The sequence below is a fragment of the Cellulosimicrobium cellulans genome (genome assembly GCF_024124905.1).
In the GTDB taxonomy this organism is placed as follows: domain Bacteria; phylum Actinomycetota; class Actinomycetes; order Actinomycetales; family Cellulomonadaceae; genus Cellulosimicrobium; species Cellulosimicrobium cellulans_G.
Genome location: NZ_JAMXST010000001.1, coordinates 819,215 through 837,632 on the forward strand (window position 1 = coordinate 819,215; position 18,418 = coordinate 837,632).

Here is an 18,418-nt window from a genome sequence, read left to right on the forward strand (position 1 = left end):
CTCCCGGACGGCTCAGGCGATCTCGCCCTCGCGCAGCGTGCGGCGCTCCGCCTCGACCGCGAGGAGCGCGGCGAACGCCTCCTGGTACGCGGCGAGGTCCGCCGTGGGGTCGAGGCGCTGGAGGCGGCTCTTCGCGTCGGCGACGCGGCGCGTGAGGCCGAGGTCGACGAGGCCGCGCACGACCCCGGCGACGTAGCCGCCGACGACGTTCTCGCGGTCCTCCGGCAGCGGCGCGACGGCGAGCTCGGTCACGAGGCCGCGCACGGGCTCGGCGGCCTGCTCGACGACGGCCTCGACCCAGCGCCCGGCGCCGAGCGTCGCACCCTCGCGCACCCCGCCCGCGGCACGGATCGCCGCATGCACGGCGCGCCAGGCCGGGACGGCGAAGGCGTCCTCGCCGAGGTCGTCGAAGACCGGCGGCACGTGCTGGGGGTATTGGAGGACGGCGACGAGCGCGAGGCGCTCGCGGCGCGCCACGGGGTCGCGCGGGTCGGGCGCCGGCAGCGTGGGGACCTCCGGCTCGGGTGCGGTGGCCTCCGCACCCGGGCGGGCGTCGTCGGGCCGCGCGGCGCGGACCGGGCCGGGCGCGCTGCCCCGCTTGGCGGCGGCCGCCACCTCGCGGCGGACACGCTCGGCGTCCATGCCGATCCAGCCGGCGAGCATGCGGGCGTACTCGGGGCGCAGCGCGGCGTCGCGGATCCCGGCGACGACCGGGGCGGCGGCGCGCAGCGCGCCGACGCGGCCCTCGGCGGTGTCGAGGTCGAACGTCGCGAGCGTCGTCCGGATGACGAACTCGAAGAGGGGCTGGCGCCCGTCGACGAGCGCGCGGACCGCGTCGGGGCCGCGCGCCATGCGCAGCTCGCACGGGTCCATGCCGCTCGGCTCGACGGCCACGAACGTCTGGGCGTAGAAGCGCTGGTCCTCGCCGAACGCCCGCACGGCGGCCTTCTGGCCCGCCGCGTCGCCGTCGAACGTGAACACGACCTCGCCCCCGACGGAGGCTCCCGAGGCGAGCTGCATGCCGCCCCCGGCCGTCGTGTCGCCGAGGAGCCGGCGCACGATGCGCACGTGGTCGGACCCGAACGCCGTGCCGCACGTCGCGACGGCGGTCGTCACGCCGGAGAGGTGCGCGGCCATGACGTCCGTGTACCCCTCGACGACGACGACGCGCTTCTGCTTGGCGATCTCGCGCTTGGCGAGGTCGATGCCGTAGAGCACGTGCGACTTCTTGTAGAGCGAGGTCTCGGGGGTGTTGAGGTACTTGGGCCCCTGGTCCTCGTCGTAGAGGCGCCGCGCGCCGAACCCGACGATCTCGCCCGTGACGTCGCGGATGGGCCACACGAGCCGACCGCGGAACCGGTCGTAGATGCCGCGCTGGCCCTGGCTCATGAGTCCGGACGCGATCAGCTCGGGCTGCGTGAAGCCGCGCCCCTGGAGGTGGCGCTGCAGGTTGTCCCAGCCGGTGGGCGCGTACCCGACGCCGAAGTGCTCGGCGTCCGCCCGGTCGAAGCTGCGCTCGGCGAGGAACGCGCGGGCCGCCTGAGCGCCGGGCGCGAAGAGCTGCTCGGAGAAGTACTGCGCGGCGACGCGGTGCGCCTCGAGCAGCCGCTGGCGCCGTCCCGGCTCCTCACGCGGGCGCTGCGGCCCTCCCGAGTCCTCGTAGCGGAGCTGGATCCCGACGCGGTCGGCGAGGTACTCGACGGCCTCGACGAACGTCAGGCCGTCGATCTTCTGGACGAACGAGATGACGTCGCCGCCCTCGCCGCACCCGAAGCAGTGCCAGCGCCCCACGCCGGGCCGCACGTGGAAGGACGGCGAGCGCTCGTCGTGGAAGGGGCACAACCCCTTGAGCGAGCCGACGCCCGCGGTCTTGAGGGTGACGTGCGCCGAGACGATCTCGTCGATCCGTGCGCGGTCGCGGACGGCTTCCACGTCCTCGCGTCGAATCAGGCCGGCCACGGAGCGAGTCTATGCGCCCGGGCGGTGCCTCGGGGGTGGCGCGACGGCGTCGTCGGTCACCCCGGGTGCGCCGTCGCGCCCGCCCCGACGAGCGCGTCGCGCGACGCGGCGCAGCGTCGCGCGTACGCCCCGGGCGTGGCCCCGGTCGCGCGCGCGAAGTCGGTGCCGAGGTGCGCCTGGTCGTAGTACCCGACGGCGCTCGCGAGCGCCGCGAGGTCCTGGTCCGGGTCGGCGGCGAGCAGGTCGGCCGCGAGGTGCACGCGGTGGCGCTGCAGGGCCCACTTGGGGCTCACGCCGACGTACGCGGCGAAGATCCGCTGGAGCGAGCGGGCGGAGGTCCCGACGACGGCGGCGAGGTCGGCGACGCCCGCACCGGGCCCGAGCTCCCCGGCGACGAGCGCGGCGAACGCGCGGGCGACGCGGTCGAGGTCGCGGGCCGTCCGCGCGTCGCGGACGCGTTCCGCCCGCGCCCGCAGCAGCGGCTCGACACCGCGTGCGGCCTCCTCGTCCCGGCCGGCGACGGCGAGGGCGAGCGCGGCGGCGCCGGTGCGCTCCGCCGTCGGGCCGAGGAACGCGGCGGCGGGAACCTGCACTCCCGGGCGCACGGCGTCCGCGTGCCCCAGCAGGACGCGGAACGCGCCCGGCCGCAGCTTGGTCCCCACGACGGCCCCCGACCCGGTCAAGGTGCGCTCGAACAGGCCCGGCGGGATGCCGTGCGCGACGTACCCCGCCGCCTCGGCGACCACGTTGGCGACCGGGTGTGGCACCAGGACCTGCGTGAACGACTCCCCCGGCGGCAGGTCCCAGCGCACGACCCAGTGCCGTTCCACGAGATCCGCGAGATCCGGCGCCGGGTCGACGCGCACGAGCTCGAACCCGCGCCGCGCGGCGGCGGGGTCGACGAGCCCCCGCAGGGACGTCGTCGGGCCGTGCCGAGGGGCCACCCTCGCGTCGGCGCGGACCCGGGGTTCGAACACCTGTCGCATTCCTCCAAGACTGGCACGGCCCGCCGACACGAGCATGGGGGTACGGCCCGCACCCCCGCGGGCGACCACGACGAGGAGGACCCCATGGAGATGTCGGCACTGCACCCCAACGTCACGGTGAGCGGCGCGCGCGAGGCCATCGCGTTCTACGAGGCCGCGCTCGGCGCCGAGGTGGTCGACACGATCACGGCGGGCGAGAAGATCATCCACTCCGACCTGCGGCTCGTCTCCCCCGCCGGGACGTCCACGTTCACGGTCGCGGAGGCGTTCCCGCCCGACTCCGTCGCGCCCGAGGCCGGGGCGCCGACGCACGCGTCGTTCACGATCCCGGTCGAGGACGCCGACGCCGCGTACGCACGGGCGATCTCTGCCGGCGGGTCGAGCATCGCGGAGCCCGCGGACTGGTTCGAGGGGTTCCGGCAGGCCGCGGTCCGCGACCCGTTCGGGCACCGCTGGTTCTTCGTGACCGTCGCGGACTCCGTGACGGCCGCGGACGTGCAGCGCGCCAGCGACGCCTGGATGACCGAGCAGGCCTGAGCCGCCCTCCGACCCGACCGCGTCGCGCCCGTCGGCCTCAGGCCGGCGGGCGCACGAGGCGTGCGTGGAACTGCATCGCGGAGACGTCGGTCAGCGAGGCGACCTGGTCGATCACCACGCGCAGGCGGGCCGCGTCGTCGGGCGCGGCCTCCCAGTCCGCCGCGAACGACGGCTCGAGCGCGACGGGAGCGCGGTCGGAGAAGACGTGGACGAGGTCGGCGATGACCTCGCGCTGGCGCTGGTAGAGCGGCTCCTGCTCGCGCGGTGCCATGACGTACGCGACAGCGACGCCCTTGAGCACGAGGATCTCGGCGACGGTCTCGTCCGGGACCACGAGGCGGGCGGCGTACCGGGTGAGCGGGCCGTCGCCGTAGACGGCGCGCGTCGCGTCCTGCGCGGCCCCGGTGAACCGGCCGATGAGCTGGCTCGTCGCGTCCTTGAGCGCCGCGAGCGCGCGGCGCGACCCGTCGAACCCGGTGACCAGGTGACCCGTGCCCTGCAGGCGCGTGATCGCCGCGTCGAGCGCCGCCTCGTCGTACGCGGTGCCGTACCAGGAGTGGACCGCGCGCACGACCCGGGCCCGCTCGTCGGGGTCGTCCAGCACGGCGAGCTCGATGCGCCCACCCACGATCGCGTCCTCGACGTCGTGCACGGAGTACGACACGTCGTCCGCGAGGTCCATGACCTGCGCCTCGAGGCACTTGACCTGGCTCGGCGCGCCGGCGCGCAGCCAGTCGAACACGGGTCGGTCGTCCTCGTAGACGCCGAACTTGTGCGTCGGGCGGCCGTCCGCGCGCAGCGGCGCCTCGCCCGCGCCCCACGGGTACTTCACGCTCGCGTCGAGGCTCGCGCGCGTGAGGTTGAGCCCGTACGAGCGCCCGTCCGCGTCGACGACCTTGGGGTCGAGCCGCGTGAGCAGCCGCAGGGTCTGCGCGTTGCCCTCGAACCCGCCGACGTCGACCGCGAGGTCCGCGAGCGCCCGCTCGCCGTTGTGCCCGAACGGCGGGTGTCCCAGGTCGTGCGCGAGGCACGCGGTGTCGACGATGTCCGGGTCGCAGCCGAGCGCCTTGCCGATCTCGCGCCCCACCTGCGCGACCTCGAGCGTGTGCGTGAGGCGCGTGCGGACGAAGTCGTCGCTGCCCGGCCCGAGAACCTGCGTCTTGGCTCCGAGCCGGCGCAGGGCGGACGAGTGCACGATGCGCGCGCGGTCGCGCTCGAACGGCGTGCGGGCCCGGGACTTCGCGGACTCGACGAACCACCGCTCGGTGTCGGCGTCCGAGTACGACGCCGTGCCCTCCTCGCCGCGCGCCGGGCGCGGCCCGGTCCCCACCACCGCGGGGTCGAACGCCTCCTGCTCGAACGTCTGCACGGGCCCCAGCGTAACGACGCCGATCAGGACGTGGCGGGATCCGGGTGGTGGAGCTGCGCCGCGGGTGTGCCCGGGGGCTCGTCGCGCCGAGAAGGGAGTTCTCGCCCTCGATCCGAGCCGTTGGGGGCGAGAAGTCACTTCTCGGCGGCGCGCTGCCGGGCTGGGGCGTAGCCTCGCGCACATGGGTGCAGCGCACGCGCTCGAGCTGCGGGCCGTCACCGTCGACGGCCTGGTCGAGGTCGTCCCGTACGTGGACGGCCGCTCGCTCGTCGAGCTCGTCGGACGGCACGAGTCGGCGCGCGGCTACTCCCCCGCGGGCGCGTACGGCGGCCTGGTCCCCGCGTTCTTCCGCTACGGCGACGCCGCGCACCAGTGGTACGGCCGCGGACGGATGCCGTCGGGCGGGCACGCGTGGGTGCTCGCGTGCGACTGCCACGAGGCGGGGTGCTGGCCGTTCGAGGTGACGGTCGACGCCGACGCGACGACCGTCGTCTGGCGCGACCTCACCCAGCCGTTCCGGCCCGAGTGGGACTACTCCGCGCTGGGCTCGTTCACGTTCGACCGCGCCCGGTACGACGACGCCGTACGCCAGGTCGCGCACCTCTTCGGCTGACCCTCCGGGCCCCCGGACGCCCGTGGCGCCGCCCGGGACGGGCGGTCAGCCCAGGCGCCACACCCCGACGGCCGGGCCGTCGCCCGCGAGCCGCGCGCCGCCGTCGTGTCTGGAGAGGTCGAACGAGCCGTGCAGCCGCTCCGCCCCGCCGGGCCCCACGAGCGCGGGGTCCAGGGTGACGCCGTCCCACGGCGCGCGGGCGAGCGCGACGAGCACGCGCTCCTCGGGCGTCTCACGCAGGTAGACGAGGGCGTCGTCGTCGACGTGCACCCAGCGCAGGCCGCCGTGGCGCAGCGCGTCCGAGCCGCGCCGGACGGCGATCAGGGCGCGGTACAGGTCGAACGTCGCGGCGTCCCAGCGGCCCGAACCCGTCGCCGCGTCGTCCCACGGCATCGTCGCGCGACCGTGCTCGCCGTTGAGGCCCGTGAGCCCCACCTCGTCGCCCGCGAAGACGACCGGCGTGCCGGGATAGGTGAGCAGGAGCGTCGCCGCGACCTCGACCATCTCGCGCGAGCCGACGATCGAGCGCAGGCGCGGGGTGTCGTGCGAGCCGAGCATGTTCCACTGCGACGCCGTGACGCGCCACGGCAGCACGGCGTCGAACTCGCGCATGGTCGCCACGACGTCGCGGCCGCCGCGCCGCGGCGTGCGCACCGGCAGCCCGAGGTAGGGCACGGGCGAGTCCGCGGGCGACAGCCACGTCCAGGCCGGGCGGGTGAACGCCGAGTAGTTCATGTTCGCGTGCCAGCCGTCGCCCGCGAGGTCGCCCGACGCGTCGTGGAAGTGCTCCGCGACGAGCGCGGCCTCGGGGGTCGCGGCCCGCATGGTCGCGCGCAGGCGCCGCGCGACCTCGAGCGTGCGGTCCTCCGCACCGAAGCGTCCGGTCATGTTCGCGACGTCGATCCGCCAGCCGTCGAGGCCGAACGGCTCGCCCAGGTAGCGCCCGACGACGGACCCGGGCCCGTCGATCATGCGCGCCCCGAGCTCGGCCGACCCGTACGACAGCTTCGGCAGCGACGCCTGCTCGAGCCAGCCCACGTACCCGGGCTCGCCGTCGGTCCAGTAGTAGAAGTCGCGCTCCGGCGCGCCGGGGTCGGCGAGCGCCCGCGCGAACCACTCGTGTCCGGCGCCCGTGTGGTTGGTCGTGAGGTCGCCCATGACGCGCAGCCCGCGCGCGTGCGCGGCGCGGATCAGCGAGGCGTAGGCGGCGTCGCCGCCGAGCAGCGGGTCGACGTGGTCGAACGTGCTCGCGTCGTAGCGGTGGTTGGAGCGGCCCGGGAAGACGGGCGTCGTGTAGAGCGTCGTCACGCCGAGCGCCACGAGGTGGTCGAGCCGCTCCTCGACCCCGGTGAGGTCGCCCCCGTAGTACTGCGTGCCGACGTCGGGCCCCGCGCCGTGCGGCTCGTCGCCCCAGGCCGCGGGGACGGCCCACTCGGGGAGCGGGCGTCCGTCGGCTGCGGCGGAGCGCGCGAACCGGTCCGGGAAGACCTGGTAGACGACGCCGTCGCGCATCCACGCGGGCGCGCCCTCGTGGACGGTGAGGCGGAAGTCCGCGGCGTCGGGCACGTCGCGGTCCCACACCCCGCGGCCGTTGAGCCAGCGGTAGCCGCGCTCGCCCTCGTCGAGGAAGAACCGGTACCCCGTCTCGGGGTTGTGCACGAGCACCTCGGCGACGTACCAGTCCTCGTGCCCGTCCGAGCGGTCGAGGCGCGCCGGGGCGAGGCGCGGCTCGCCGTCGCGCACGGTGCGCAGCCACACGTCGCGCACGCCCGCGGACCGGGGCACGCGCACGCGGACGGGGACCGTGTCCCCGAGGGCGGGGACGCCCTCGGGGACGTACAGCGCCGAGCCGTCGTGGTGCGGGACGGGGGTGACGACGTCGCGCACGCGGTCAGCCCTTCACGGAGCCGGCCGTGAGGCCGCCCACGATGTACTTCTGCAGGTAGAGGAACAGCGCGAGCACGGGCAGCGCGGAGATCACGGCGCCGGCCGTGAACAGGCCCCAGTTCGCCTCCTTGAGCGACGACACCCAGCCGTAGAGCCCGACGGCAAGCGTCCAGTTGCGCTCGGACGTGAGGACGATGCGCGCGATGATGAACTCGCCGAACGTGCTGATGAACGACAGCAGCGCGACGACCGCGAGGATCGGCGCCACCAGGCGCAGGATGATCGTCCAGTAGATCTGCGAGTGCGTGGCGCCGTCGATCTTGGCGGCCTCGTCGAGCTCGCGCGGGACCGTGTTGAAGAACCCGTACATGAGGAACGTGTTCACGCCGAGCGCGCCGCCGAGGTACACGGCGATGAGCGCGATCTTGCTGTTCAGGCCGAGGATCGGGACGACGTTCCCGAGGCCGATGAGCAGCAGGAAGATCGCCACGAACGCGAGCATCTGCGGGAACATCTGGACGATGAGCAGCGACGTGAGGCCCATGCGGCGCCCGGCGAACCGGAAGCGCGAGAAGGCGTAGGCGGCGGCCGCGCCCATGAGGACCGTGCCGACGGACGTCGCGACCGCGATGACGAGGGTGTTGCCCATCCACGTCCAGAACATCGTGCTGCCGAGCTGGGCGTAGTTCGCTCCGCTCACGTCGGAGAAGAGCATGTTGGAGCCGGTGAGCGTCCCGTTCTCCGACAAGGACGCCGAGAGGACGTACACGAGCGGGAACGCGGCGTAGACGACGGCGATCACGCCGACGACGTGCCGCCAGCCGAGCTCGGAGAACCAGCGGCCCGGCTTCATCCGGTTCCGCGAGGCCACGGACGGGGCGGGACGACCGCCGACGACGGGGGGTGCCTGGGTGGTCGCCATGTCAGCTGATCTCCTCGAACTTGCGCGTGCTGCGGAAGGCGATGGCCGAGATCGTCCCCACGATGACGAAGATGACGATCGACAGCGCGCTCGCGAGACCGAAGTCCTTCTGGGCGGACCCGTCGACACCCGAGATCGAGTAGACCATCGAGATGAGGATGTCGGTGTGGCCGAGCGGGACGGACGCGTCGGCGAACCGTGGACCGCCGCCGGTGAGCATGTAGATGAGCGTGAAGTTGTTGAAGTTGAAGGCGAACGACGAGATGAGCAGCGGCGCGGTCGCGATGAGCAGGAGCGGGAGGGTGATCGCCCGCCACGTCCGCCAGCGCCCGGCGCCGTCGATCTTGGCCGCCTCCATGACGTCGCCCGGCAGCGACTGCAGCGCGCCCGTGCAGATGAGGAACATGTAGGGGAAGCCCAGCCACAGGTTCACGCCGAGCACCGAGAGCTTCGCGAGCCACGGGTCCGTGAGCCACGGGATGTGCGCGCCGCCGAGGATCACCTCGTTGATGAACCCGAACCGCGTGTTGAGCAGCCCGGACCACAGCAGCGCGGCGAGGAACCCCGGGATCGCGTACGGCAGGATCATGAGCGTCCGGTAGACCTTGCGCCCGCGCATGCGCGTGTCGTTGAAGACGATCGCGAGGAACAGGCCGAGCAGGAACGTCGTGACGACCGAGCCGATCGCGAAGACGAACGTCCACACGAGGATCTTGACGAACGGCTGCGCGTAGCGGGCGTCGGAGAACGCGGTGACGAAGTTGTCGAAGCCGACCGGCACGCGCCACCCGACCGCGAGGGTCGAGCCGTCGGGGGCCTGGAACTGGCCCTCGTCGTTCGGGGTGTAGACGGTCCCGGTCGTCGTGTCGGTCATGGTGTCCGCCGCGGCGTCCCACTCGAGCGCCGAGGTGTAGACATAGCCGGTCCGCGCGTCCGTGGTGCGGATCGACCCGTCCTCCGGGTCGTCCGAGACGGGCACGCGGAGCTCGGTCACCTCGGCCTGGCGCTGGAGCACCTGGTCGCGGGGCAGCACGGTGAACCCGGGAACGTCGGTCGCGCGCCCGTCCTCGACCGTCGCGCCGTCCACGACGGCGAGCGGCCGGTCCGCCGTCCCGGCCTCGACCTCTCCGTCCTCGGTGACGACCGCGAAGCCGAGCGCGCCGCCGTCCTCGACCACGGTCAGGGCCGACGAGGGAGAGCCCTCGACACGGCGCTCGTTCTGGATCAGCAGCGCGGAGACCGCCTGCTCCTTGGTCGCGTTGTGCCCGGTGCCGTAGTTGGTGAATGCGACGTACCCCGTGTAGCCGACCACGAAGATCTGGTAGACGAGGAGGAAGAGCAGCCCGGGAAGGATGTACTTGAGCGGCAGCGCGCGCTTCGAGAAGTACACCCAGTTGGCGACGACGAGCATCGCCAGGCTGGCCACGAGGATCCCGTACGAGCCCGCCGTCCACGCGGACCAGACCACGTACACGCCGAGCGCGTCGACGACGGCCATGAGCGCGAGCTTGACGAAGAAGCCGGGGCTGTAGTCGCGCGCGTGCGAGGCGTCCGCCGCGCGCAACCCACGGGTGCGCCGCGGCGGCGGCCCGTCGGTTCCGAGAGGGCCGACTTCTGCGTCGGTCGTGGTCTGTGGGGCGGACATCCTGGTGCCTCCGAGGTCGTGACGCGGTTCGTCCCGCGTCGTCCCGAGTGTCGTCGTGCCGCGTCGCGGCCGGTGCCGGACCGGCGGTGACGCCGTCGCGGCGCGCAGGTGACCCTGCGCACCGCGACGGCGTTCCGGTCCGAGCCGGGTCAGGAGTCCATCGCGCCCTGGATGTCGGCGATCATCTTGTCCCAGGTGGGGACGGGGTCGGCACCGCTGACGATCGCGGCCTCCGTGACGCCCCAGAAGCTCCAGACGGACGCCATCTCGGGGATCGAGGGCATCGGCACGGCCTCGGCACCGACGGCCCGGAAGCCCGCGACGATCGGGTCACCCGCCGAGGCGGAGTCGGCCGCGACCGTCAGCGCCGGCGGACGGTTGCCTGCCTGGTAGAGGGCGAGCTGCGCCTCCTCGGTCGAGAGGAAGTTGACGAGGAAGTCGTTCGCGACGATCGCGTTCTTGCTCTCGGCGCTGAGGTAGAAGCCCTGGACGCCGACGAACGGCTGCGCGGGCTGCCCGCCCGCGGTCGGGATCGGGTCGATCGACAGGTCCATGCCCTCGAACGAGTCGATCATCCACGGGCCGCCGACGATGAACGGGGACTGGCCGTTCTTGAACGCCTCGACGGCGATGTCGTACGTGGTGTCCTGGCTGAGCACGCCGGCCGCGCCCTGCGCGCCGAGCCACTGCGCGAACGCCTGGCCCTCGGGGCCGCCCATCGCGAGCTCGGACGTGTAGCTGCCGTCCTCGTTCTGCGTGAAGACCGGGGCACCGAACGACGTCTGGAACGGGTAGTGGGTGTACGGGTCACCCTTGTCGCCGTCCGACTGGACCAGGATCGGGAACTGCGTCCCCGCGGCCTGGCCGGCGGCGACGGCCTCGTCCCACGTCGCCGGAGCGGTCGGCGCGAGAGCGGTGTTGCGGATCAGGGCGATGTTCTCGATCGCGTAGGGCAGGCCGTAGACCTGGCCGTCCTGCGTGAACGCCTCGATCGAGACGTCCTCGAAGTCGGCCGCCTTGTCGCCGAGCTCGAGCGGCGCCACGACGCCGTTCGTCGTGAGCTCACCGAGCCAGTCGTGCGCGCCGACCGTGATGTCGGGACCCTCGCCGGTCGGGACCTGCGCGAGGAAGTCCGCACGGATGTCCTCGAAGTTCTTGAGGACGACCTCGACGGAAGTGCCCGTCTCGGCCTCGAAGGACTCGGCTGCCGCGGTCACGGCGTCCTGGCGGGTCTCGTCGACCCAGACGGTGAGCGTGCCGCCGGCGGAGGTGTCCTCGGCGCTCGGCTCGTCGGTGCTCTCGTCTCCCGAGCCGCCGGACGAGCAGGCGGCCAGCGCCAACGTCGTGGTCAGCGCGGCGGCAAGAAGGATGCTCCGTCGCATCAGTGGTCACTCCCAGCATGTTGCAGTGCGGTGGCGGCCGACGTCGGTTTCGCACCGACCGTGGCCCTGATGCGACGACGGTAGAGCGCGAGGTGGCACCGATGCAAGTCGTTGCGGTAACTTTCATGCAACGCTTTGCAGGGCGCCGTCCGGCGTCCGCCCCGCCTCCCCCGGCCGACGGGTCGGCGCGCCTCCGCACGGAGGCTCGCGGCCCACCGACCGGACGACCAGGACGAGGAGGTCCGGTGTCCCCTACGCTTCCCCATGTGCGCACCCGTCTCAGCGATCTCGCCGCCCAGGCCGGCGTCTCCACCGCGACGGTCTCGCGCGTCCTCAACGGGAAGCCCGGCGTCGCGAGCGAGACCCGCCAGGCGGTCCTCGCCGCGCTCGACGTGCTGGGCTACGAACGCCCCTCGACGCTGCGCACCCGCTCGGCCGGCCTCGTCGGCCTCGTCGTCCCCGAGCTGACGAACCCGGTCTTCCCCGCGTTCGCCCAGACGATCGAGTCGCTGCTGTCGGAGCACGGGTACACCCCGCTCCTGTGCACGCAGTCGCCCGGCGGGACCACCGAGGACGACTACGTCGACATGCTCATGGACCACGCGGTCGACGGCATCGTCTTCGTCTCCGGCCTGCACGCCGACACGCAGGCGAGCCACGAGCGCTACGAGCGCCTGCGCAGCCGCGGCATCCCGATCGTGCTGGTCAACGGGTTCGCCGAGGGCATCGACGCGCCGTTCGTCTCGCCCGACGACGTCGCGAGCGTCGAGCTGTCGGTGCGCCACCTCGTCTCGCTGGGACACCGCAGCGTCGGGCTCGCGATCGGGCCCGACCGCTTCGTCCCGGCCCAGCGCAAGCTCGCGAGCTTCGCCGACTCGCTCGTGCGCCACGGCCTCGTGGCCGACGAGTCCGAGGCGGCGCAGCACGTCGTCGTCACGCTCTACACCGTCGAGGGCGGCCAGGCGGCCGCCGGGGAGCTCATCGACTCGGGCCACACCGCGATCGTCTGCGGCTCCGACCTCATGGCCCTCGGCGCGATCCGCGCGGCCCGCTCGCGCGGCCTGCGCGTACCCCAGGACGTCTCGGTCGTGGGCTACGACGACTCGCCGCTCATCGCCTTCACCGACCCGCCCCTGACCACGGTGCGCCAGCCCGTGAACGCGATGGCGCACGCCGCGGTGAGCGCGCTGCTCACCGAGATCGCGGGCGAGCGGGCGCCGCGGTCCGAGCTGCTGTTCCAGCCCGAGCTCATCGTCCGCGACTCCACGGGCGCCGCCCCGACGACGGGCTCGCCCACCGCCTGACGGCGACGCGCCGCGGCTGCACGCCCGGCGCCGACGGACGTCGCGACGCCGGCCCGGGCCGCACGCCGTCGACTCGTCACCGCAAGCGCTTACACTCGACAGCGGGTCGCGTCACCCCCGCTCCGCCTGCCGAGCGATCCCCCCGAGAACCCCGACACCACGCACGTGAGGACCGACAGCTCGATGACTCGTATCGATTCGACGCCGACCGCCACCACCACCGCGCCCGCGCCCTTCAGCACCGGGGCGCTCGTGCACGCCGGCCCCGGCGAGGCGCCCGAGTGGTGGCGCGACGCCGTGATCTACCAGGTCTACCCCCGCTCCTTCGCGGACGGCGACGGCGACGGCATCGGCGACCTTCCCGGCATCACGTCCCGGCTCGACCACCTCGCCGAGCTCGGGATCGACGCGGTGTGGCTGAGCCCGTTCTACCGCTCGCCCCAGAAGGACGCCGGCTACGACGTCGCCGACTACCGCGACGTCGACCCGCTGTTCGGCACGCTCGCCGACTTCGACGAGCTGCTCACCCAGGCGCACGCCCGCGGCATCCGCGTGATCGTCGACCTCGTCCCGAACCACACCTCGGACCAGCACGCGTGGTTCCAGGCGGCGCTCGCCGCGCCCGAGGGCTCGCCCGAGCGCGCGCGCTACGTGTTCCGCGAGGGCGAGGGCGAGCACGGCGAGCTGCCCCCGAACAACTGGCAGTCGATCTTCGGCGGCCCCGCGTGGACCCGCGTGACCGCGGGTCCCGACGCGCACCCCGTCACGGGCGCCGAGGGCGAGACCCCGGGCCAGTGGTACCTGCACCTGTTCGACTCGACCCAGCCGGACCTCGCGTGGGACAACCCGGAGGTCCGCGAGGAGTTCGAGCAGGTCCTGCGCTTCTGGCTCGACAAGGGCGTGGACGGGTTCCGCGTCGACGTCGCGCACGGCATGATCAAGGCCGACGGCCTGCCCGACTGGGACGGCACGGTGTCCATGGTGGAGGGCACCGCCGAGGAGGAGACCGACCCGGGCGCCCCCGAGGACGGGTCCACGGGCGCCGGCAACTCCGGCCCGATGTTCGACCAGGACGGCGTCCACGAGATCTACCGTGCGTGGCACCGCGTCCTCGCCGAGTACGACGGCGACCGCGCCCTGGTCGCCGAGGCGTGGGTCGAGCCGCTCTCGCGCCTCGCGCGCTACGTCCGCCCGGACGAGATGCACCAGGCGTTCAACTTCTCCTTCCTCACCACCGCGTGGTCGGCGGCGCCGCTGCGCACCGTGATCGCGGCGTCGCTGCGTGCGAACGACGAGGTCGGCGCTCCCACGACGTGGGTCCTGTCGAACCACGACGTCGTGCGGCACGCGTCGCGCCTCGGCCTCGCCGACCCGGGTCTGCGCCCCAACGGGATCTTCGCGCACGACCCGCAGCCCGACGAGGAGCTCGGCCTGCGCCGGGCGCGCGCCGCGTCGCTGCTCATGCTCGGCCTGCCCGGGTCGTCGTACCTCTACCAGGGCGAGGAGCTGGGCCTGCCCGAGCACACCGCGCTGCCCGACGACGTGCGCGAGGACCCCGCGTTCTTCCGGACCCAGGGCGCCGAGGCGGGCCGCGACGGCTGCCGCATCCCGATCCCCTGGCACGCGGACGCCGACGGGTTCGGCTTCGGCCCGTCCGGGAAGACGTGGCTCCCCCAGCCCGCGTCCTACGCGCGCTACGCCGCCGACGCGCAGCGCGGCGTCGAGGGCTCGACCTACGAGACGTACCGCACCGCCCTCGCGACGCGCCGCGCGGAGCGCCTCGGCTCGGGCACCCTCGCGTGGGTCGAGGACTACGCGGACTCCGTGGACGTCGTCGCGCTGCGCAACCGCGACGTCGTCGTCCTCGCCAACCTCGGCCCGGAGCCCGTCGTGCTGCCGCGCGGCACCGAGGTGCTCGTCGCGTCGGGCCCGGTGCTCACCGACCGCTCGGCCGACCCGCAGGTGCGCGTCCCGTCCGACACGACGGTGTGGCTGCGCGCGCGCTGAGCGGCTGAGCCGAGCACGGCCGGGGTCCGCGAGGGCCCCGGCCGTCCTCATGCCCGCAGCCCGGACTCGAACGCGACACGGACCACCTCGGCCGCGAACGCCGCGTCGTCGACGTAGGCGGACGCGGAGCACACGACCGCCCCCGGGGCGGCGACGCGCCACCATGGTCCGGCGACCGGGACCAGGAGCACGGCGCCGCGCACCTCACCGATCCCGACGCCGTGCGTGCGGGCCACGTCCCCAACGAGCGCTCGACGGTCGTCCGCCGCCGTTCGTCGGTGCAGCGCCCTGGCGCGGTTCGCCTCGCGCGCCGCGAGGGCGCGGTGCGCCTCGGGGAACAGGTGCGCGACGGCGTCACGCAGCGCGGGCACGTCGTCCAGCGCCGCGAACGCGGGCGGTGAACCGATGGCGTCCCGCGCCACGGACCGCGCGCGGACCCAGCCGAGGAACGCGTCCTCCCCCGCCGGCGGCTCCTGCGTCCGGCCGACGGCCTCGAACGCGAGGGCGGCCCGCCACCAGGCGATCCACCGCGACGCCGCGGCGTCGCGCTCGTCCGCGGGGACCAGTGCCGACCGGTCGGGCGGTCCCGGCTCGCTGCGCGGCGGCGCGTCGTCGGCCGAGACGGCGAGCGCGAGCGCGTCGCGGACCCAGAGCAGCAGGCCGAGGTCTCCGTCGTCCGACACCGACAGTCGCCACGACGGCCGCCCCTCGAACCGCACCGTGGTCCCCTCGTTCGCGTCGCCCGACCGGCGTCAGCCGCCGGAGACGCTCAGCTCGGCCTCGCGCAGGCGCTCCTCGTGCTCCGCGTCGAGCTCGCGCGAGTCGAGCCAGCCGTAGGGCAGGTGCGGCGTCTTGGGCGACCCGGCGCGACCGCGCTGCCCCTCGGCGGCCTCGCCGGGGTAGGGCGCGTCCTGGTCGAGGTCGTCGAGGAGAGCGCGCAGCTCGGCGAGCGTCGAGACCATCGCGAGCGCGCGGCGCGCGTCGCCGCCCACGGCGTAGCCCTTGAGATACCAGGCCATGTGCTTGCGCAGGTCGCGCATGCCCTTGCCCTCGTCGCCGTCGAAGTAGTCGATCATGAGCTCGCCGTGACGGTAGATCGTGTCGGCCACCTCGCGCAGCCCGGGGCGCACGCGCTCGGGACGGCCCGCGAACGCGGCGGCGAGGTCGGCGAACAGCCAGGGACGACCCTGGCAACCGCGGCCGACGACGACCCCGTCGCAGCCCGTCTCCTGCACCATGCGGACCGCGTCCTCGGCGGACCAGATGTCGCCGTTGCCGAGCACCGGCACGCTCGTCACGGCCTCCTTGAGGCGCGCGATCGCGGTCCAGTCCGCGGTGCCGGAGTAGTGCTCGGCGGCGGTGCGGGCGTGCAGCGCGACGGCCGCGACGCCCAGGCCCTCGGCGATCCGGCCGGCCTCGAGGTAGGTGAGGTGGTCGTCGTCGATGCCCTTGCGCATCTTCACGGTCACCGGCACGCCGTAGGGGCGCGCCGCCTCGACGGCGCCCCGCACGATCGCGGTGAACAGGTCGCGCTTCCAGGGCAGCGCCGCTCCCCCGCCCTTGCGCGTCACCTTGGGGACCGGGCAGCCGAAGTTGAGGTCGACGTGGTCGGCGCGGTCCTCGGCGACGATGATGCGCACGGCCTCGCGCACGGTCGCCGGGTCGACGCCGTACACCTGCGCGGAGCGCGGCGTCTCGTCCGCACCGAACGTCACGATGCGCAGCGCCTCGGTGTTGCGCTCGACGAGCGCACGGCTCGTCACCATCTCGGCCACGTAGAGACCGGGGTCGTCGCCGCCGCTCGCGCCGGCCTCGCGGCACAGCGTGCGGAAGGCGCGGTTCGTGACGCCCGCCATCGGGGCGAGCACAACCGGGGTGTCGACGACGATCGGACCGATCCGCAGGGGTGCGAGCAGCCGCCCGGCACCGGCGGGAGCGGTGCCGGCGACCGTGTCGGGCGTCGTGCTGAGTGCGGGGGCGGGAGCAGTCACGCGCTCCATTCTCCCATCCGGTCGGCGCTTCCCCGCGAGGGTCTCTGAACGCGCGAGTGGTCGCGACCCGTGTGACGGTGGGAAGGTCCGGCGATCCAGGCCGGACCCGGACGAAAGGGACGACATGCCTCTCTGGCTCATCCTGGTCATCGTCGGCGCCGTGCTGCTCATCCTCGGTGTCGCTATCAAGGCCGCATGGATCCTCATCTGGATCGGCATCATCGTGCTGGTCGTGAGCCTCGTGGTCGGCCTGCTCAACCGGGCGAAGGGGGCGGCCCGCTAGCGCGAGGCCGCAGGGGGCGACGCGTCCCGGACGACGCGACGGAGGGGCGGGACCGCGAGGTCCCGCCCCTCCTGCGTGCCCGGCGCGCGGACTCCCCGCGCGGCCGGTCGGACGGTCAGGCGCCGAGCAGGTGCCCGGCGAGGTACTCGGTGACCTTGTCGAGCGCCACGCGCTCCTGGGCCATCGAGTCGCGGTGCCGGATCGTCACGGCCTGGTCGTCGAGCGTGTCGAAGTCGACGGTGATGCAGAACGGCGTGCCGATCTCGTCCTGACGGCGGTACCGGCGGCCGATGGCGCCGGCGTCGTCGAAGTCGACGTTCCAGTACTTGCGGAGCTCCGTCGCGAGATCCTTCGCCTTGGGCGAGAGCTGCTCGTTGCGGCTCAGCGGGAGCACGGCGGCCTTGACCGGCGCGAGGCGGTGGTCGAGGCGCAGGACGGTGCGCGTGTCCACGCCGCCCTTCGCGTTCGGCGCCTCGTCCTCGGTGTACGCCTCGACGAGGAACGCCATGAGCGAGCGGGTGAGACCCGCCGCCGGCTCGATGACGTAGGGGACCCAGCGCTCGTTCTTGGTCTGGTCGAAGTACGACAGGTCCTTGCCCGAGTGCTCGGCGTGGGTCTTGAGGTCGAAGTCCGTGCGGTTCGCGATGCCCTCGAGCTCGCCCCACTCCGAGCCGGAGAAGCCGAACCGGTACTCGATGTCGACCGTGCGGGTCGAGTAGTGCGAGAGCTTCTCCTGCGGGTGCTCGTACAGGCGCAGGTTGTCGCGCGCGATGCCGAGGTCGACGTACCAGTCGGTGCGCGTGTCGATCCAGTACTGGTGCCACTCGGCGTCCGTGCCGGGCTCGACGAAGAACTCCATCTCCATCTGCTCGAACTCGCGCGTGCGGAAGATGAAGTTGCCGGGCGTGATCTCGTTGCGGAACGACTTGCCGATCTGGCCGATGCCGAACGGCGGCTTCTTGCGGCTCGCGCCCATGACGTTGGCGAAGTTCACGAAGATGCCCTGCGCCGTCTCGGGGCGCAGGTAGTGCAGACCGGACTCGTCCTCGACCGGGCCGAGGTAGGTCTTGAGCATCATGTTGAAGTCGCGGGGCTCGGTCCACTGCCCGCGCGTGCCGCAGTTGGGGCACACGATCTCGGCGAGGCCGCCCTCGGGAGCGCGGCCCTTCTTCTCCTCGAACTCCTCGATCATCTGGTCCTCACGGAACCGCTTGTGGCAGTGCAGGCACTCCGTGAGCGGGTCGGTGAAGACGCCGACGTGGCCCGAGGCCACCCACACCTGCCGCGGGAGGATGACGGACGAGTCGAGGCCGACGACGTCGTCGCGGCTGGTGACCATGGCGCGCCACCACTGCTTCTTGATGTTCTCCTTGAGCTCGGTGCCGAGCGGCCCGTAGTCCCAGGCGGAGCGGGTACCGCCGTAGATCTCGCCCGAGGGGAAGACGAACCCACGCCGCTTGGCGAGGGAGACGACGGCGTCGAGACGGGCGGTGGGTGAGGGCGCTGCGGCCACGGACATCACTCCTGGTGCTC

The 18,418-nt window shown here is 73.5% G+C and carries 15 protein-coding genes; 5 read left to right on the top strand and 10 right to left on the bottom strand.

Going from position 1 to position 18,418, the window contains the following annotated elements:
* Positions 1-12 precede the first annotated feature (12 nt).
* Positions 13-1,959, bottom strand: a complete 1,947-nt coding sequence (gene dnaG, locus NHH00_RS03755) for a DNA primase (protein ID WP_253050271.1) — start codon at positions 1,957-1,959, stop codon at positions 13-15.
* Positions 1,960-2,015: 56 nt separating this feature from the next.
* Positions 2,016-2,936 (bottom strand): AraC family transcriptional regulator, encoded by a 921-nt coding sequence (locus NHH00_RS03760; RefSeq protein ID WP_253050273.1) that lies wholly within the window; start codon positions 2,934-2,936, stop codon positions 2,016-2,018.
* Positions 2,937-3,029: 93 nt separating this feature from the next.
* Between NHH00_RS03760 and NHH00_RS03765 the strand changes: the two genes are divergently transcribed.
* Complete coding sequence (locus tag NHH00_RS03765; RefSeq protein ID WP_253050275.1) at positions 3,030-3,482, top strand: VOC family protein; 453 nt, start codon at positions 3,030-3,032, stop codon at positions 3,480-3,482.
* 37 nt (positions 3,483-3,519) lie between these two features.
* Here NHH00_RS03765 and NHH00_RS03770 read toward each other — a convergent pair whose 3' ends face one another.
* Positions 3,520-4,812 (bottom strand): deoxyguanosinetriphosphate triphosphohydrolase, encoded by a 1,293-nt coding sequence (locus tag NHH00_RS03770; protein ID WP_374614243.1) that lies wholly within the window; start codon positions 4,810-4,812, stop codon positions 3,520-3,522.
* Between the two features lie 220 nt (positions 4,813-5,032).
* Between NHH00_RS03770 and NHH00_RS03775 the strand changes: the two genes are divergently transcribed.
* Positions 5,033-5,464, top strand: coding sequence for a hypothetical protein (locus NHH00_RS03775; protein WP_253050277.1), 432 nt, complete (start codon positions 5,033-5,035; stop codon positions 5,462-5,464).
* A gap of 45 nt (positions 5,465-5,509) precedes the next feature.
* Here NHH00_RS03775 and NHH00_RS03780 read toward each other — a convergent pair whose 3' ends face one another.
* The 4 genes from NHH00_RS03780 to NHH00_RS03795 all read right to left on the bottom strand — a co-directional run bounded on the left by NHH00_RS03780 (position 5,510) and on the right by NHH00_RS03795 (position 11,300).
* Positions 5,510-7,351, bottom strand: a complete 1,842-nt coding sequence (locus NHH00_RS03780; RefSeq protein ID WP_253050279.1) for a glycoside hydrolase family 13 protein — start codon at positions 7,349-7,351, stop codon at positions 5,510-5,512.
* Between the two features lie 4 nt (positions 7,352-7,355).
* Positions 7,356-8,273, bottom strand: a complete 918-nt coding sequence (locus tag NHH00_RS03785; protein WP_374614079.1) for a sugar ABC transporter permease — start codon at positions 8,271-8,273, stop codon at positions 7,356-7,358.
* 1 nt (position 8,274) lies between these two features.
* Positions 8,275-9,918: an ABC transporter permease subunit gene (locus NHH00_RS03790; protein WP_253050280.1), complete on the bottom strand. Its 1,644-nt coding sequence runs from the start codon at positions 9,916-9,918 to the stop codon at positions 8,275-8,277.
* 149 nt (positions 9,919-10,067) lie between these two features.
* Positions 10,068-11,300 (bottom strand): sugar ABC transporter substrate-binding protein, encoded by a 1,233-nt coding sequence (locus tag NHH00_RS03795; RefSeq protein ID WP_253050281.1) that lies wholly within the window; start codon positions 11,298-11,300, stop codon positions 10,068-10,070.
* 266 nt (positions 11,301-11,566) lie between these two features.
* On the opposite strand from NHH00_RS03795, the gene NHH00_RS03800 reads away from it, so the two are divergent.
* Positions 11,567-12,604 carry a LacI family DNA-binding transcriptional regulator gene (locus tag NHH00_RS03800; RefSeq protein ID WP_253050282.1) on the top strand — a complete coding sequence of 346 codons (1,038 nt, stop codon included), beginning with the start codon at positions 11,567-11,569 and terminating at the stop codon, positions 12,602-12,604.
* A gap of 183 nt (positions 12,605-12,787) precedes the next feature.
* A complete protein-coding gene (locus NHH00_RS03805) occupies positions 12,788-14,611 on the top strand; it encodes a glycoside hydrolase family 13 protein (RefSeq protein WP_253050283.1) in 1,824 nt (607 codons plus the stop codon).
* A gap of 47 nt (positions 14,612-14,658) precedes the next feature.
* Here the strand turns inward: NHH00_RS03805 and NHH00_RS03810 are convergent, their stop codons facing one another.
* Positions 14,659-15,294, bottom strand: coding sequence for a hypothetical protein (locus NHH00_RS03810; RefSeq protein WP_253050284.1), 636 nt, complete (start codon positions 15,292-15,294; stop codon positions 14,659-14,661).
* Between the two features lie 69 nt (positions 15,295-15,363).
* Positions 15,364-16,611, bottom strand: coding sequence for a tRNA dihydrouridine synthase DusB (gene dusB / locus NHH00_RS03815; protein WP_253050285.1), 1,248 nt, complete (start codon positions 16,609-16,611; stop codon positions 15,364-15,366).
* A 115-nt stretch (positions 16,612-16,726) separates the two neighbouring features.
* Between dusB and NHH00_RS03820 the strand changes: the two genes are divergently transcribed.
* Positions 16,727-16,885 carry a hypothetical protein gene (locus NHH00_RS03820; protein ID WP_253050286.1) on the top strand — a complete coding sequence of 53 codons (159 nt, stop codon included), beginning with the start codon at positions 16,727-16,729 and terminating at the stop codon, positions 16,883-16,885.
* 115 nt (positions 16,886-17,000) lie between these two features.
* Here the strand turns inward: NHH00_RS03820 and NHH00_RS03825 are convergent, their stop codons facing one another.
* Positions 17,001-18,398 (bottom strand): glycine--tRNA ligase, encoded by a 1,398-nt coding sequence (locus tag NHH00_RS03825; protein WP_237843107.1) that lies wholly within the window; start codon positions 18,396-18,398, stop codon positions 17,001-17,003.
* Between the last annotated feature and the right edge of the window lie 20 nt (positions 18,399-18,418).